General features: G+C 71.7%; 17 protein-coding genes. 13 read left to right on the forward strand and 4 right to left on the reverse strand.

The window, feature by feature from the left end; genetic code table 11:
• The first annotated feature begins 56 nt into the window (after positions 1–56).
• The 4 genes from AFM16_RS28045 to AFM16_RS28060 are packed head-to-tail and all read left to right on the forward strand — an operon-like array spanning position 57 to position 2,077.
• The gene (locus AFM16_RS28045; RefSeq protein ID WP_030796957.1) at positions 57–443 is read left to right on the forward strand and encodes a hypothetical protein; all 387 of its coding nucleotides are present in this window, start codon (positions 57–59) and stop codon (positions 441–443) included.
• Positions 440–1,096, forward strand: a complete 657-nt coding sequence (locus AFM16_RS28050; protein ID WP_030796959.1) for a class F sortase — start codon at positions 440–442, stop codon at positions 1,094–1,096. The genes AFM16_RS28045 and AFM16_RS28050 overlap by 4 nt, the downstream gene beginning before the upstream one ends.
• The gene (locus tag AFM16_RS28055) at positions 1,093–1,593 is read left to right on the forward strand and encodes an RNA polymerase sigma factor (RefSeq protein WP_030796961.1); all 501 of its coding nucleotides are present in this window, start codon (positions 1,093–1,095) and stop codon (positions 1,591–1,593) included. Before AFM16_RS28050 ends, AFM16_RS28055 begins: the two co-directional genes overlap by 4 nt.
• Complete coding sequence (locus AFM16_RS28060) at positions 1,577–2,077, forward strand: hypothetical protein (protein ID WP_107419166.1); 501 nt, start codon at positions 1,577–1,579, stop codon at positions 2,075–2,077. Before AFM16_RS28055 ends, AFM16_RS28060 begins: the two co-directional genes overlap by 17 nt.
• Before the next feature lie 19 nt (positions 2,078–2,096).
• On the opposite strand, the gene AFM16_RS28065 is transcribed toward AFM16_RS28060, so the two are convergent.
• Positions 2,097–3,035 carry a DUF8832 domain-containing protein gene (locus AFM16_RS28065; protein ID WP_078634984.1) on the reverse strand — a complete coding sequence of 313 codons (939 nt, stop codon included), beginning with the start codon at positions 3,033–3,035 and terminating at the stop codon, positions 2,097–2,099.
• Positions 3,036–3,167: 132 nt separating this feature from the next.
• On the opposite strand from AFM16_RS28065, the gene AFM16_RS28070 reads away from it, so the two are divergent.
• Positions 3,168–3,707 (forward strand): hypothetical protein, encoded by a 540-nt coding sequence (locus AFM16_RS28070; RefSeq protein WP_078634985.1) that lies wholly within the window; start codon positions 3,168–3,170, stop codon positions 3,705–3,707.
• On the opposite strand, the gene AFM16_RS28075 is transcribed toward AFM16_RS28070, so the two are convergent.
• Together AFM16_RS28075 and AFM16_RS28080 are read right to left on the reverse strand one after the other, a co-directional pair.
• On the reverse strand, positions 3,704–4,390 hold the full coding sequence (locus tag AFM16_RS28075) for a glycerophosphodiester phosphodiesterase (protein ID WP_078634986.1): 687 nt from the start codon (positions 4,388–4,390) through the stop codon (positions 3,704–3,706). The genes AFM16_RS28070 and AFM16_RS28075 overlap by 4 nt on opposite strands.
• Before the next feature lie 16 nt (positions 4,391–4,406).
• Positions 4,407–5,504 (reverse strand): adenosine deaminase, encoded by a 1,098-nt coding sequence (locus AFM16_RS28080; RefSeq protein WP_370628078.1) that lies wholly within the window; start codon positions 5,502–5,504, stop codon positions 4,407–4,409.
• A 212-nt stretch (positions 5,505–5,716) separates the two neighbouring features.
• On the opposite strand from AFM16_RS28080, the gene AFM16_RS39490 reads away from it, so the two are divergent.
• Positions 5,717–6,472 (forward strand): DUF4190 domain-containing protein, encoded by a 756-nt coding sequence (locus tag AFM16_RS39490; RefSeq protein ID WP_179123315.1) that lies wholly within the window; start codon positions 5,717–5,719, stop codon positions 6,470–6,472.
• A gap of 22 nt (positions 6,473–6,494) precedes the next feature.
• On the opposite strand, the gene ybiA is transcribed toward AFM16_RS39490, so the two are convergent.
• On the reverse strand, positions 6,495–7,070 hold the full coding sequence (gene ybiA / locus AFM16_RS28090) for a riboflavin biosynthesis intermediates N-glycosidase (RefSeq protein WP_078634987.1): 576 nt from the start codon (positions 7,068–7,070) through the stop codon (positions 6,495–6,497).
• A gap of 212 nt (positions 7,071–7,282) precedes the next feature.
• Here ybiA and AFM16_RS28095 point away from each other — a divergent pair, with 212 nt between their 5' ends.
• The 7 genes from AFM16_RS28095 to AFM16_RS28125 all read left to right on the forward strand — a co-directional run bounded on the left by AFM16_RS28095 (position 7,283) and on the right by AFM16_RS28125 (position 15,025).
• Positions 7,283–8,797, forward strand: coding sequence for a gamma-aminobutyraldehyde dehydrogenase (locus AFM16_RS28095; protein WP_078634988.1), 1,515 nt, complete (start codon positions 7,283–7,285; stop codon positions 8,795–8,797).
• A gap of 55 nt (positions 8,798–8,852) precedes the next feature.
• A complete protein-coding gene (locus tag AFM16_RS28100; protein WP_030796977.1) occupies positions 8,853–10,100 on the forward strand; it encodes an ABC transporter substrate-binding protein in 1,248 nt (415 codons plus the stop codon).
• Between the two features lie 5 nt (positions 10,101–10,105).
• A complete protein-coding gene (locus AFM16_RS28105; RefSeq protein WP_179123392.1) occupies positions 10,106–11,263 on the forward strand; it encodes an ABC transporter ATP-binding protein in 1,158 nt (385 codons plus the stop codon).
• Positions 11,263–12,192 (forward strand): ABC transporter permease, encoded by a 930-nt coding sequence (locus AFM16_RS28110; RefSeq protein ID WP_030796981.1) that lies wholly within the window; start codon positions 11,263–11,265, stop codon positions 12,190–12,192. Before AFM16_RS28105 ends, AFM16_RS28110 begins: the two co-directional genes overlap by 1 nt.
• Positions 12,193–12,993 carry an ABC transporter permease gene (locus AFM16_RS28115; RefSeq protein ID WP_030796982.1) on the forward strand — a complete coding sequence of 267 codons (801 nt, stop codon included), beginning with the start codon at positions 12,193–12,195 and terminating at the stop codon, positions 12,991–12,993.
• 22 nt (positions 12,994–13,015) lie between these two features.
• Positions 13,016–14,452, forward strand: a complete 1,437-nt coding sequence (locus tag AFM16_RS28120; RefSeq protein WP_078634990.1) for an NAD(P)/FAD-dependent oxidoreductase — start codon at positions 13,016–13,018, stop codon at positions 14,450–14,452.
• A gap of 120 nt (positions 14,453–14,572) precedes the next feature.
• Positions 14,573–15,025, forward strand: a complete 453-nt coding sequence (locus tag AFM16_RS28125) for a hypothetical protein (protein ID WP_030796986.1) — start codon at positions 14,573–14,575, stop codon at positions 15,023–15,025.
• Positions 15,026–15,667 lie beyond the last annotated feature (642 nt).

Consider the following 15,667-nt stretch of genomic DNA (forward strand, 5'->3'; position numbering starts at 1 on the left):
GCCCGTGGAGACCCTCCCGGCCGCCGGGGGTGCGGACCGACGAAGGAGAGCGACTGATGCGCCGAACCGTCCTCGGATCCCTGGCCCTCGCGGCCACGGCCGTCCTCGCGGGCGCGCTGCCCGCGTTCGCCGACGGGACCCGCACCCCGAGCCCCGTCCCCACCCCCTCCGAGTCCCGCCCCGCCGAACCCCGGCCGAGCGAGACGCGCCCCGCCCAGGACGACGCGACCCCGGTCCCGGCGCCCACCCGCCCCACCGACTCGCGGTCCGACCAGGTCACCGCCGTCCCGCGTGGCGGCGCCGACACCGGCGAGGTGAGCGAGGCCGGGGCCGGGGGTTCCGCCGGGCACGGCGGGCTGATCGGCGGGGGCGCGGCCGCGGTGGCCGGCGCGGCGGGCGCCGGCTTCGTCCTCGTACGCCGCCGGAGGACGACCGGCGCATGAGCCCCCTCTCCAGGCGCGCCCTGGCCGCCACGGCCCTGACCGCGCTGCTCACCACCGGCTGCGCCGGGAACGGGCCGGCTTCGACGCACGGACCGGCTTCTTCGCACGGACCCGCTTCCCCGCACGGCCCCGCTGCCACGACCGCCCGGGACGCGCCTCCCCTCGCGCGCTCGGAACCGGTCCGGCTGCGGATCCCGGCCGTCGACGTCGACACCCCGGTCGTCCGGCTGGGACTGGCCGCCGACGGGACCGTGGAGGTGCCGCCGGTCGAGGCGGACGACCGGGCCGGGTGGTACCGGCACTCGCCGACCCCGGGGCGGACCGGCCCTTCGGTCTTCCTCGGCCATGTCACGGTCGGCCCGTACGGGGACGGCGTCTTCCGCCGGCTCGACCGGCTGCGCCGGGGCGACGCGATCGAGGCGCGCCTGGAGAACGGCACGACGGCCCGGTTCGCCGTCACCGAGGTACGGACCGTGGACAAGGCGCGGTTCCCGACAAAGGACGTCTACGGGAACGTGGACCGGCCGGAACTGCGTCTCATCACCTGCGGCGGCCCCCGCACCGGGGACGGCTACCGCGACAACGTGATCGTCTTCGCCGCCCTGGACCAGCCGGGCGGCACGGCGCCGGACAACTCCGCGGGAGAACGTTGAAACGCCCCGTCAGGTCCCGGGAGAGGGCGGCGTCCGAACTGTTCGCCGCCCTCTACCCACGGCTGGCCGGCTGGTGCCGCCGGCTGGTCGACGACGACGGGACCGCCCACGAGATCGCCTCGGAGGCGTTCACCCGGCTCTGGGCCCGCTGGACGTCCGTCGCCGAACCCCAGGGCTTCCTCTACGTCACCGCCGCCAATCTGGTGCGCGACCACTGGCGCAAGCTGGAGCGCGAGCGGCGGGCCGTGCGCCGGGTCACCGCCGAGGCCGCGGTGAGCCCGCACGCCGAGCAGAGCGACCCCTCGGTCCGGCTGCTCGTGCAGTCCCTGCCGGACCGGCTGCGCGTGCCGATCCTGCTGCACTACTACGCTGACATGCCGATCCGGGAGGTGTCCGTGCTGACCGGGCGCAAGGAAGGAACCGTCAAGGCGGATCTGCACGCGGCCCGCGAACTGCTCCGCGCCCACCTGAGGAGAAGCCTTGATCACACCCGCTGACGACTTCGCCGACGGCCCGGACGACCTCGACCCCGACGACCCGCTCACCGTCGTCCTGCGGCCCCCGCCCGCCGGCCGGCTCGCCCCGCCGCCCGGCCGGTACGAGGAGATCCGCCGCGGCGCCGCCCGCCGCCGGGGGCTGCGCGCGGCCGCCGGTGCCGCCGCGACCTGCGTGATCGCGGGGCTCGCGGTGCTCCTCCCGCTGCGCCTGTTGGCGGACGACGCCCCGGGCGCGCCCACCGCGCCCCTCGCGCCGCCCCCGGCCACCAGACCCTCGGTGTCGCCCAGCCCGCCGGCCGTCACCGACCGGGCCACGGCGGTCCCTTCCCAGGGGACCGGGGACCGCGATGCCCGCGGCGCCACCGATGCGCCGCGCCCGGTCCCGAGCCCGAGCCTTCCGGAGACGTCCGTTCCTCGTGAGACCCAGGGCCGGGATCTCCGCCGGGCCACGACCCCGGCGGATCGGTCGCCCACCTCCCGCTGAAGCGGCTGGGCGGTTTCCGTCAGGGGTGCCCGTGCGTGCCCTCGTGCCCGGTCTCGGCGGGCGGCGGTGCGGTGTGGCCCGCCCCCGCCCCGGTCCCCGCCGTCACCGTGAACGCCGCCGTCCGCACCTCGCCGCCCACCTTGAAGTCGAGGAACAGCCGGTAGGTGCCCGCGCTCGGGGTGGTCGCGGCGAAGGACACCGCGGGGCCCGAGGTGGTGTCGCCCTCGGCCGCGTCGTGCGGGTGGACGTGCAGATAGGCCAGGTCGCCGGAGCGCAGGGTGACCAGATGGCCGTAGGCGCCGAGGTAGGGCTGGAGGCGGGTGACCGGGTCGCCGTGGGCGTCGCGGACCGTGAAGGTCAGGTCGCTCTCCCGGCCGAGGGCGAGGGAGCCGTCGAGCGTGACGGTGTAGCCGTCCACCGTGGCGGTCGGCGAGGGCGGCGGCAGTTCCGTGGCCGCGTAGCGGCCGGTGACCGTCAGGTCGGCACCCAGGGTGAGGCCCTTCTCGGCGCCCGCCGGGACGAAGTCCGCGAAGACGCGGTAGGCGCCCGCAGCCGGGAGGGTGACCGGCGTGCTCCAGGTCCCGTCGGCGGCCCGGACCGGGTGCAGATGGCGGTACGTGGTCAGGTCGCGTGAGGCGACGATCAGGTGGAGCTGCTTGCCGTGGGCACGGTCGTAGGCGGTGAGCGCGTCGCCGTGGGCGTCCCGGACGACGAACTCCAGGGTGCCGGGGCGCCCGGCCGGGAGGGCGGTGGTCCGCAGGTCCAGGGTCAGCCCGCGCTCGGAGACCTGGAGTCCCGCGGGGGTCTCCACGCGGGCCGGTGGAGCGTGGCTCTCGCTGTGCGCGGCGGGTTCGGGGTCCGCGTCCAGCGGCCCGATCCCCACGCCGATGCCGTAGGCGGCGCCGAAGGCGGCCCCGAGCGCCGCCGTGAACGCGCCGATCTTCTGGAGGGGGTTCATCGCGGGCTCCCGTCCTGGCTCCATACCCATGGGGGGTATCCGGTTGGATGGGGCACAGCCTATACCCCGAGGGGGTATAGCGAAAGTGGAAGATTTTTGAACGCGTTCAATTACTGGCGTAGGGTGACCCCCATGAGCGACAGAGCCGCCCTGCTGAAGGGCATCCGCGCCTGGCTGGTCTTCTTCGTCGTGTGCCTGGTGCTGAGCGGCGCCACGGCCTTCCCCCTCGTCCATGAACTGCGCTGGACCGAGGACCTGTTGCGGGCGCTGTCCGTGCCGGAGCGTCTGCCCGCCGCCATGGACTGGATCGTGCGGGTCCGTCAGGGGCTCGACACCGCCGACGCCGAGTATCCGTTCCTGCTCTACGGCACGGACTGGCTGGCCTTCGCCCATCTCGTCATCGCGGTCGCCTTCTACGGGCCGTACCGCGACCCGGTCCGCAACATCTGGGTGATCGAGTTCGCGATGATCGCCTGTGCCGGGATCATTCCGCTGGCGCTGATCTGCGGACCGGTCCGGGGGATCCCCTTCTGGTGGAGCGTGATCGACATGTCGTTCGGGGTCTTCGGGGTGATCCCGCTGTATGTCGTCCGCGAGAAGATCAAGAAACTGGAGCGGCTGGGCCCGACCCCCTGGGCCGCGGCCCCCGCCGGAGCCGCCCTCCGGGGCTAACTCTCCTTGCGTACGGCGGTCAGGGTGTCGATGCGGTTGGTGGTGATCGAGTCGACGCCCAGCTCGACGAGGCGCCGCATCGAGCGGCGGGTGTCCGGCGTCCACACGGAGAGCAGGTGACCGCCGTCGTGGACCCGGGCCGCGAGGTTCCGGTCGACCAGGGAGAAGCGGTAGTTGAGCCAGCGGGGCTGCACCGCCGCCAGCAGGACGGGGCGCGGCGGGGCCAGGCTCGTCCAGGTCAGGGCGATCTCGGCGGACGGGTCGGCCGCGCGCACGGCGAGCATCGCGGTGGCGTCGGCGCAGTAGTAGACACGGTCGGCGGCCCCCGCTTCCCGTACGGCGTCCACCACCCGGCGGGCCGTGCGCGGCTCCCGGGTGCCGGGCAGGTCGATCATCACCCGGGCGCCCTCGGTCGCCGCGAGCGCCTCCGCGAGGGTCGGCACCCGGCCGGCGGTCAGCCCCTGCACCTCGGCCGCCGACAGCGAGGTCAGCGGGCGGTCCAGTTCCCACAGCCGCTTCAGCGTGGCGTCGTGCAGCAGCACGGGCACGCCGTCCCGGGTGAGCCGTACGTCGATCTCGACGGCGTCCGCGCCGCGGTCGAGCGCGGAACGCAGCGAGTCGATCGTGTTCTCACGGAAGCGGTACGGGTCGCCGCGGTGGGCCACGGCAGTCACGGTCTGCATGGGCCCATTGTGGCGGTCAGGGGGCGAGCCACTCCGCCGTGTAGGTGTCGATCTCGTCCCTGATGCGGGCCTTACCGGGCGCGTCGAGGAAGGACGCCTCGACCGCGTTCTTCGCCAGGCCGGCCAGGCCGCGCTCGTCGAGGCCGAGCAGCCGGGCGGCGACGGCGTACTCGTTGTCGAGGTCGGTGCCGAACATCGGCGGGTCGTCGGAGTTGATCGTGACCAGGACGCCGGCCCGCACGAACTCCTTGACCGGGTGCTCGTCCAGGGTGCGCACCGCGCGGGTGGCGATGTTGGAGGTCGGGCACACCTCCAGCGCGATGCGGTGCTCGGCGAGGTGCGCGAGCAGCTTCTCGTCGCGGGCGGAGCTGGTGCCGTGTCCGATGCGCTCGGCCCGCAGATGGGTGAGCGCGTCCCACACCGTCTGCGGTCCCGTGGTCTCCCCGGCGTGCGGCACGGAGTGCAGCCCTGCGGCGATGGCCCGGTCGAAGTAGGGCTTGAACTGCGGGCGCGGTACGCCGATCTCGGGGCCGCCGAGCCCGAAGGAGACCAGGCCCTCCGGGCGGATCCGGTCGGAGGTGGCGAGCCGCGCGGTCTCCTCGGCGGCCTCCAGTCCGGCTTCGCCGGGGATGTCGAAGCACCAGCGCAGTACGGTCCCGAACTCCGCCTCGGCCGCCTTGCGCGCGTCCTCGATCGCCTCCATGAACGCCCGCTCGTCGATCCCGCGCCGGGTCGAGGAGAACGGCGTGATGGTCAGCTCGGCGTAGCGCACCTGCTGCCGGGCCAGATCGCGGGCGACCTCGAAGGTGAGCAGCCGGACGTCCTCCGGGGTGCGGATCAGGTCCACGACCGACAGATACACGTCGATGAAGTGCGCGAAGTCGGTGAACGTGAAGTAGTCGACCAGGGCCTCGGGGTCCGTGGGCACCTTGGAGTCGGGGTGCCGGGCGGCCAGCTCGGAGACGATCCGGGGGGAGGCGGAGCCGACGTGATGGACATGCAGTTCGGCCTTGGGCAGCCCCGCGATGAACCCGTGCAGATCACGGGCGCCGGCATCCGCGGTGGGGCCCGCGGGCACGGCCGGCACGTCGGAGGCGTCGAAACGATCGGTCAAGGTGGTCCTCCCCGGGACAGCGCCCCCGGCCGCAGGGGCCGGCCGGAACGCGGATGATCGGCTGATCGATGGGTCGAGATCATCGTAGGCGCCGGACGCCCAGACCCGGGGCCGCCCCTGACCGGGGGCCCGCCCCCCTCCGCACCCGGCCGTCCAGGGGCCGTAGCATGACGGAACGTACGACTGAGGGACTGAGGGAGGGGACACCGCGTATGTCCGACGACGTGCCGACTCCGGCCGGGGACGCCGGACGCGATCCGTGGCCCGCGCCCGCATCCGACGGGGACGGCGGTCCGCAGGACGCGGGTCCCAAGGTGCCGTTGGGCAAGGCGGACCCCTGGGCCGCGCCGGGTGGGCCCGGTGCCACTGTGGCCTCCAACGAGCCGATGGCCCCGGCGCCGCCGTCCGTGCACGACCAGATGACCGTCACCTCCCTGCCGAGTGTCACCCCGGACCAGCCGTGGGCCAGTCCGGTCGCCCCGCAGGTCCCGGGCGGCGGCCTCGGTTCCTTCCCGCCGCCCCACCCGGCCACGGCGTCGACGGCGGGGGGCCCGCCCCCCAACCCCTTCGCGCCGCCCCCGCAAGCCGGTCAGGTCCCGCCGCCGCCCCTCTCTCCGGACGGACCGGGGCAGGTGCAGGTGCCCTACGGCTATCCCGGTGGTTACGGCTACCCGCATCATCAGCACGGTGGGTACCCCGGCTGGCCCGGGCCCGGCGGCGAGAGCAACGGCATGGGGATCACCGGGCTGGTGCTCGGGATCATCTCGGCCGCGGTGTTCTGCCTCTGGCCGGCGGCGATCGTCCTCGGCATCATGGGCGTCGTCTTCGGCGCGATCGGCCGCGGGAAGGCGAAGCGCGGTGAGGCCACCAACGGCGGTCAGGCGCTGGCCGGGATCATCTGCGGCACGGTCGGCATCGTCCTCGGCCTGGGCCTCGGCGTCGTGTTCTTCTTCGCCCCCGCTTCCTGACCCCTCCTGAGCGTCACCTCGCTCAGGTCTCTCTCAGCCGCCGCCGCGCCTCCATCAGCGCGAAGCCCAGCAGGTTCGGGCCGCGCCACCGCTGCGGGTCCAGCGCCGCTTCGTCGTCCGCCGCGAGGCCGATCCCCCACACCCGGTCCACCGGGCTCGCCTCCACCAGCACCCGCTCCCCGGTGCTCAGCAGGAACGACCGCAGACCCGGGTTCGAGGCGAACTTGTGGACGCTGCCCTCCACCACGATCCGGAAGCGCTCCCGCTCCCAGACCGTGTCGTCGAAGCCGCGCACCAGCCGCCCCGCCTTCTTCGCCTGCGAGGGATGACCGGCGGCCAGCGCCAGCCGCTCCGCCTCGGCGTCGCCGAAGAGCCGCGCCTTCTCCGCCATCATCCAGTGCTCGGCCGTCGCATAGGTGACCCCGTCGACCACGAAGGGCGACGGCCACCACTGGCTCAGACAGCTCGGGCCCAGCCGGCCGTCCGGCAGCGGCCGGTGGCCCCAGAAGAGCAGGTACTTGACCCGCGCGCCTGATCGGACCTCTGCGACCAGGCTTTCCGTGTCCTTGATGTCCGTGCTGTCCTCGATCCTCTCCATGACACGCCAGCATGGCAGGCACCACTGACACTGCGTCCTGCCTTTTCCGTCTCGACTCGACACCTGGTCGACAGATTCCGTCGCGTAACCAAAAGGCAACAACGGAATCACTTGTTGGAGTGCTATCGCTCTGTCAGGATCGTCACTCAAATCGAGCTGGAGCTACGCACCCGCCCCTGTGGACAGTGGGGGCGAAGGCGGAGGAGAGGGACATGCAGGACCGGTTCCCCGCACAGGAACGATTCACGGACGGCGCCCAGTACATCGCGGGCCGTCTCACCCACGGCACCTCGGGCCGCACCCACGCGGTCGTCGACCCCGCCACCGGCGAGGAGGTCTTCACCTACGCACTCGCGTCGACCGCCGACGTGGACGCGGCCGTCGCCGCCGCCCGCGCCGCCTTCCCCGGCTGGGCCGGGGCCACCCCGGGCGAGCGCTCCGACGCCCTGCACCGCTTCGCCGCCGTCCTCGCCGACCGCGCCGAGGAGTTCGCCCGCGCCGAGTCCCTCCAGTGCGGCAAGCCGCTGAAGCTGACCCGGGAGTTCGACGTCCCGGGGACGATCGACAACACCGCCTTCTTCGCCGGCGCGGCCCGTCACCTCCAGGGCCAGTCCGCGGGCGAGTACTCCGGCGACCACACCTCGTACGTCCGCCGCGAGCCCATCGGCGTCGTCGGCTCCATCGCGCCCTGGAACTACCCCCTCCAGATGGCCGCCTGGAAGATCCTCCCGGCGATCGCCGCGGGCAACACGATCGTCCTCAAGCCCGCCGAACTCACCCCGCTCACCTCCCTGCTCTTCGCCCAGGCGGCGACCGACGCCGGGATCCCGGACGGCGTCATCAACATCGTCAACGGCACCGGGCGGGAGGCCGGCGAGCACCTGGTCGGCCACCCCGACGTGGCCATGACCTCCTTCACCGGCTCCACCGGGGTCGGCAAGCGGGTCGCCGAGGTCGCCACCGCCACCGTCAAGCGCCTCCACCTGGAGCTGGGCGGCAAGGCACCCTTCGTCGTCTTCGACGACGCCGACCTGGAGGCCGCCGTGCACGGCGCGGTCGCGGGCGCCCTCATCAACACCGGCCAGGACTGCACCGCCGCCACGCGCGTGTACGTGCAGCGGCCGCTCTACGAGGCGTTCGTCGAGCGGACGGCCGCGCTCATGGAGACCGTCCGGGTCGGCGACCCGTTCGCCCCGGGCACCGACCTCGGCCCGCTGATCTCGCACGTCCAGCGGGACCGCGTCGCCGCCTTCGTCGACCGGGCGCGCGGCTACGCGCGCGTGGTGACCGGCGGTGAGACCCCCCTGGGAGAACTCAAGAACGGCGCGTACTATCTGCCCACCCTGATCGCGGACGCGGCACAGGACAGTGAGGTCGTCCAGTCCGAGATCTTCGGGCCGGTCCTGGTCGTCCTGCCCTTCGACAGCGACGACGAGGGCCTCGCGCTGGCCAACGACACCCCCTACGGGCTCGCGGCCTCCGCGTGGACCCGGGACGTCTTCCGGGCGAACCGGGCCACCAGGGAGATCGCGGCCGGATGCGTCTGGATCAACGACCACATCCCGATCATCAGCGAAATGCCCCACGGGGGCTACAAGGCGTCCGGCTTCGGCAAGGACATGTCCGTGTACTCGTTCGAGGAGTACACGCAGGTCAAGCACGTCATGTTCGACAACACCGCGGTGGCGCGCAAGCCGTGGCACCGCACCATCTTCGGGGACTCATAAGCGACGACGACCGGCCGACCACCACGGCCGGACCTCCCGAAAGGGCACCACGCGCATGGAGCAGTACGAGCCCGACCGCCTGAGCCCGGCCCAGGTGGCCGCCATACGGCGCAGCTTCCGCAACGGCAGGGCGGCCCTGACCCGCCGGTCGCTGCTGCGCGCCTCCGCCGGCGGCGCGCTCACCCTGGGCGGCGTCGGGGCGCTGAGCGCCTGCGGCATCCCCGCGGCCGGCAAGACCGAGGGCGGCACGTCCGCCGAGGACCACTCGGCCGAGGAGAAGACGGTCAGCTTCTCCAACTGGACCGAGTACATGGACGTCGACGACAGCGGCAGGAGTCATCCGACGCTCGACGGGTTCACCAAGCGGACCGGTATCAAGGTCAAGTACACCGAGGACATCAACGACAACAACGAGTTCTTCGGCAAGATCAAGCCGCAGCTCGCCGCGGGCCAGGAGACCGGCCGTGATCTGATCGTCCTCACCGACTGGCTGGCCGCCCGGCTGATCCGCCTGGGGTGGGTCCAGAAACTGGACGCCTCCAACCTGCCGCACGCGTACGCCAACCTCACCCAGCAGTTCCGCAGCCCCGACTGGGACCCGGGCCGGGCGTACTCCTACCCCTGGCAGGGCATCTCCACGGTCATCGCCTACAACAAGAAGGCGCTCGACGGCGTCGAGGTGAAGTCGGTCTCCGACCTGCTGGACAACCCCAAGCTCAAGGGGCGGGTCGGCTTCCTCACCGAGATGCGCGACAGCATCGGCATGACCCTGCTGGACATGGGCAAGGACCCGGAGAAGTTCACCGACGACGACTACGACGCGGCCGTGGCCCGCATCCAGAAGGGCGTCGACAGCGGCCAGATCCGCCGCTTCACCGGCAACGACTACACCTCCGACCTCACCAGCGGGGACTTCGCGGCCTGTATCGCCTGGGCCGGCGACGTCGTCCAGCTCAAGGCGGACAGTCCCGACGTCGACTTCGTCATCCCGGACAGCGGCTACATGACGTCCAGCGACAGCATGCTGATACCCAACAAGGCGCGCCACAAGACGAACGCCGAACGGCTCATCGACTACTACTACGAGCCGGAACCGGCCGCCGAACTGGCCGCCTACATCAACTACGTCTGTCCCGTCGACGGCGTGAAGGACGATCTCGCCAGGATCGATCCGGATGCGGCGGAGAATCCGCTGATCATCCCCGACAAGGCCATGCAGGCGAAGTCCCACTCCTTCCGCTCCCTGAGCTCGAAGGAAGAGACGGCCTACGAGGCGAAGTTCGCGAAGCTCACTGGGGCGTGACGACGATGAAGACCACCGACAACGGCAGCGGCAGCGGCGACGTCCGCCTCACCGGCATCAGCAAGACCTACGGCTCCTTCACCGCCGTCCATCCGCTGGACCTGACCGTCCCGCAGGGTTCGTTCTTCGCCCTGCTCGGCGCCTCCGGCTGCGGCAAGACCACCACCCTGCGCATGATCGCGGGACTGGAGGAACCTTCCTCCGGCACCGTCCACCTCGGCGACCAGGACGTCACCGTCCTGCCGCCGTACAAGCGCCCGGTGAACACCGTCTTCCAGTCCTACGCCCTCTTCCCGCACCTCGACATCTTCGAGAACGTCGCCTTCGGTCTGCGCCGGCGCGGCATCAAGAGCGTGAAGAAGCAGGTCGAGGAGATGCTGGAGCTGGTCCAGCTCGGCGAGCAGGCGCGCAAGAAGCCGCACCAGCTCTCCGGCGGCCAGCAGCAGCGCGTCGCCGTCGCCCGCGCGCTCATCAACCACCCCAAGGTGCTCCTCCTCGACGAGCCCCTGGGCGCCCTCGACCTCAAGCTGCGCCGTCAGATGCAGCTCGAACTGAAGCGGATCCAGACCGAGGTCGGCATCACCTTCGTGCACGTCACCCACGACCAGGAGGAGGCCATGACCATGGCCGACACGGTCGCGGTGATGAACGCGGGCCGGGTCGAACAGCTCGGCTCGCCCGCGGACCTGTACGAGAACCCGCAGACCACGTTCGTCGCCAACTTCCTCGGCACCTCCAACCTCATCGAGGCCGAGGTCGACACCAGGAGCGGCGACGACATCGTCCTCAAGGCGGGCGGCGGCAAGCTGGTGCTGCCCGGCGCCCGATGTTCCGCGCCCGCCGCCACCGGCGGCAAGGTGCTGGTCGGCGTCCGCCCGGAGAAGATCACCCTCAGCCACGCCGACGACGCCGGAGAGATACCCGAGGGCCGCAACCGCATCACCGGGAAGATCGCCAACTCGTCGTTCATCGGCGTCTCCACGCAGTACGTCATCGACAGCACGGTCTGCCCCGAGTTCGAGGTCTACGCCCAGAACATCGAGCGTGACGCCCGGCTGGTCCCCGGCGCCGACGTCGTCCTGCACTGGAGCCCCGCGCACACGTTCGGACTCGACGCCGCCCAGGACATCGACGCCGGCATCCAGGAAGAGGCGGCGGTCTGATGGCGACGCTCACCGAGGCGCCCCCGCCGCTCGCCCCGGCCGCCGCCAAGGGGAAACCGCCCCGCAAGCGCGGCCGTTGGACGCCGTATCTCCTGCTGCTGCCGGGTCTGCTCTGGCTGGTGGTGTTCTTCGCGCTGCCGATGATCTACCAGGCGTCCACGTCCGTGCAGACCGGCTCCCTCGAAGAGGGCTACAAGGTCACCTGGCACTTCGCGACCTACTGGGACGCGCTGAGCGAGTACTGGCCGCAGTTCCTGCGCTCGGTCTCCTACGCGGCCGCCGCCACGGTCCTGTGTCTCGTGCTCGGCTATCCGCTGGCGTATCTCATCGCGTTCCGCGCGGGCCGCTGGCGGAACCTGATCATGATCCTGGTGATCGCGCCGTTCTTCACCAGCTTCCTGATCCGCACCCTCGCCTGGAAGACGATCCTCGCGGACTCCGGACCGGTCGTGGAGGTGCTCAACACCCTGCACGTCCTGGACGTCACGAGCTGGCTCGGCTGGACCTCGGGCGACCGGGTCCTCGCCACGCCGCTCGCGGTCGTGTGCGGTCTGACGTACAACTTCCTGCCGTTCATGGTGCTGCCGCTCTACACCTCGCTGGAGCGCATCGACGGACGGCTGCACGAGGCGGCCGGCGATCTGTACGCCCGGCCCGTCACCACCTTCCGCAAGGTCACCTTCCCGCTGTCGATGCCCGGCGTGGTCTCCGGCACCCTGCTGACCTTCATCCCGGCGGCCGGTGACTACGTCAACGCCGAACTCCTCGGCTCGACCGACACCCGCATGATCGGAAACGTGATCCAGACGCAGTTCCTGCGCGTCCTGGACTATCCGACCGCGGCGGCCCTCTCCTTCATTCTCATGGCCGCCATTTTGTTCATGGTCACCTTCTACATCCGCAGGTCGGGGACGGAGGACTTGGTCTAAATGCCCTTCGTCAACTGGCTCAAGCGCCATCTCGTCGTCATCGCGGGACTGTTCACCCTCGGTTATCTGCTGCTGCCGAACATCGTCGTCACGGTGTTCTCCTTCAATAAACCGAAGGGCCGTTTCAACTACCAGTGGCAGCAGTTCTCCACGGACGCCTGGAAAGACCCCTGCGGGGTCGCCGACATGTGCGGCTCGCTGTCGATCAGCCTCCAGATCGCCTTCTGGGCGACGCTCGGCGCGACCGTCCTCGGCACGATGATCGCCTTCGCGCTGGTCCGCTACCGGTTCCGCGCGCGGGGTGCCGTCAACTCGCTGATCTTCCTGCCCATGGCCATGCCCGAGGTCGTCATGGCGGCCTCGCTGCTCACCCTGTTCCTCAACCTGGGTGCTCAGTTGGGTTTCTGGACGGTCCTGATCGCGCACATCATGTTCTGCCTCAGTTTCGTCGTGACGGCCGTCAAGGCGCGCGTCATGTCCATGGACCCGAGACTGGAGCAGGCGGCCCAGGACCTCTACGCCGGCCCGTTCCAGACGTTCATCAGGGTCACCCTGCCGATCGCCGCACCCGGAATCGCGGCGGGCGCGCTGCTCGCCTTCGCGCTCTCCTTCGACGATTTCATCATCACCAATTTCAACGCCGGCTCGACCGTCACCTTCCCGATGTTCGTCTGGGGCTCCGCACAGCGCGGCACACCCGTTCAGATCAATGTCATCGGTACGGCCATGTTCCTCATCGCCGTACTGTTCGTCCTGACCTCCATGGTCATCAGCAATCGCCGCAACAGACAAAAGGCATAAGCCCCTGTAGGGAGTTGAAATCATGGCCCCAAGCGCCATGAGCCGTGGTACTGAAGACAACACCTGGACAAAGTCGCTCTCCGAGGCGCAGCCGGTCCCGTACTGGCTGGAGGACCCGGGCAAGCCGCACCCCGAGCCCGCGCTGACCGGCACCGAGACCTGCGATCTGCTGGTCGTCGGCGGCGGGTACAGCGGACTGTGGACCGCGCTCGTCGCCAAGGAGCGCGATCCGCAGCGGGACGTGGTGCTGGTGGAGGGCCGCGAGGTGGGCTGGGCCGCCTCGGGCCGCAACGGAGGCTTCTGCGCGGCCTCCCTCACCCACGGGCTGCCCAACGGGCTCGCCCGCTGGCCCGACGAGATCCACCGGCTGGAGGAGCTGGGCGCGCGCAACCTCGACGAGATCGAGGCGGCGGTCGCCCGGTACGGCCTCGACTGCGACTTCGAGCGCACCGGCGAGATCGACGTGGCCACCGAGGAGTACCAGGCGCGGGAACTGCGCGAGTGGTACGAGGAGATCGAGCGCCGCGGCCTCGCCGACGGCGTCGAGTTCCTCGACACCGACGCGGTCCGCGCGCAGGTCGACTCGCCCACCTTCCGGGCGGGCCTGTACGACCGCAGGGGCGTGGCGATGCTGCACCCCGCCAAGCTCGCCTGGGGCCTGAAGAAGGCGTGCATGCGGCTCGGCGTCCGCGTCCACGAGCACACCCCGGCGCTCGCGCTGAAGCCGTACGGCGCCGGCATGGCCGTCCGCACCCCGTACGGGCGGGTCCACGCCCGGCAGGTGGCGCTCGGCACGAACATCTTCCCCAACCTGGTCCGGCGGGTGCGGTCGTACACCGTCCCGGTCTACGACTACGCGCTGATGACCGAGCCGCTCACCCCGGCCCAACTCGACGCGATCGGGTGGAAGAACCGGCAGGGACTCGGCGACTCCGCCAACCAGTTCCACTACTTCCGGCTGTCCGCCGACAACCGGATCCTGTGGGGCGGCTACGACGCCGTCTACCCGTACGGCGGCCGGGTGCGCGCCGAGTACGACGACCGGCCCGAGACCTACGCCAAGCTCGCCGGGCACTTCTTCACGTGCTTCCCGCAGTTGGAGGGCGTCCGCTTCACGCACGCGTGGGGCGGGGCGATCGACACCTGCTCGCGGTTCTCCGCGTTCTTCGGCACCGCCCACCGGGGGAAGGTCGCCTACGCCGCCGGGTACACCGGCCTCGGTGTCGGCGCGACCCGGTTCGGGGCCGAGGTGATGCTCGACCTGCTGGCCGGGGAGAGCACCGAGCGGACCCGGCTGGAGATGGTCCGCCGCAAGCCGCTGCCGTTCCCGCCGGAGCCGTTCGCCTGGACCGGCATCGCGCTCACCAAGTGGTCGCTGGCCCGCGCCGACGCGCACGACGGGCGCCGCAACCTGTGGCTGCGGACCATGGACAAGATGGGCCTGGGCTTCGACAGCTAGCGGGCGTGTGACCCGGTTCACTCCATAGAGGTTCCGGAACCCGCGTAATGCTCGCCGGGAACCTCCCTCTCCCTCACGGTGGCGCGACCGCGTCACGCAGAGGAAGAGGGAGGTCTTCTCATGGCTGGGGCGAAGACGGCGGTCGAATGGCTGACATCCGTCGCACCGGATCCCGAGTCCTGCCGCTGGGAATGGGAGCGCAACCCCCTGGGGGTGGCGCTGCTGCCGGCGGGCAGGGCGTGGGACGTACTCATCCTGCCGGGTGAACTCGGCTACCCCACGCTCGACGTGCTCACCCGCATCCTCGACCGGCCGGGACCGGTGCTCGTCGACTTCGGCGACAACCGGATGGGGTTCTTCGTGCCGCCGGGCACCGCCGCCCGCTGGATCGGCACCGGTATCCGCACGGCCGGCGCGGGCACCTGGATCGTCGTCCCGTACCCCGGCCGGGCCACCGGCGGCGTCCGCTGGCTGGTCCCCCCGGACGGCTCCGGCACCCTGACCGACCCCTCCCTGCTGGAACTGGCCATGCACGAGGCGGCGGCGGGCCCACCCGGGGACGCCCGCGACTGACCCCGGGCCCTGCCGCGCCGACGCCCCGGACGGGCCCCGCCTTCCCGACCCCCCGCGGGAAGGCCGAGCCCCACGGCGTCGGCCCGCGCCCGCGCCCCGGACGACTCCACCGCGGGTCCGCACGACGGACGCGGTGCTCGCGCACGCCCTTCCGCCTTCCCGCCCCCTGCGGGGACGCCGGCCCCCACTTGTCGGTGTCGGCTGCCTGGTGGGGCCCGGCCCTCGACGGCTGACGCGGATCCCACAGCCGGACTGAGCCCCGCCCGGACGATGTCGGCGCGGGCTCGCACAGCGGACGTGGTGCTCGTCGTGCGCCGTCCGACGATCCGGACCGGCCCCGCGAAGGTCGGCCCTCACGTGCGTGGGTGGCCCGGCGAGACCCGGCCCGCGACGGGCCACGCGGATCCCGCCGTCGGCCCGTGCTCCCGCCCCCACCGCGGATGCGCGCGGCGGACGTCGTGTTCGTGCGCGCCTTCCGGCGCCCCGGGCGGGGCCTTGCTTTCCCGACTCCCCGCGGGAAGGCGGCCCCTACGCACGCCCGCCGCCGGTCTGTGGCCCCGCCCCGGACGACTCCGGCGCCGGTTCGCGGCGGACGTGGTGCTCGTCGTGCTGGGTCCGTCGGCTCGGCTTCGCCGCTCGCCC

Source organism: Streptomyces antibioticus (genome assembly GCF_002019855.1).
GTDB lineage: Bacteria > Actinomycetota > Actinomycetes > Streptomycetales > Streptomycetaceae > Streptomyces > Streptomyces antibioticus_B.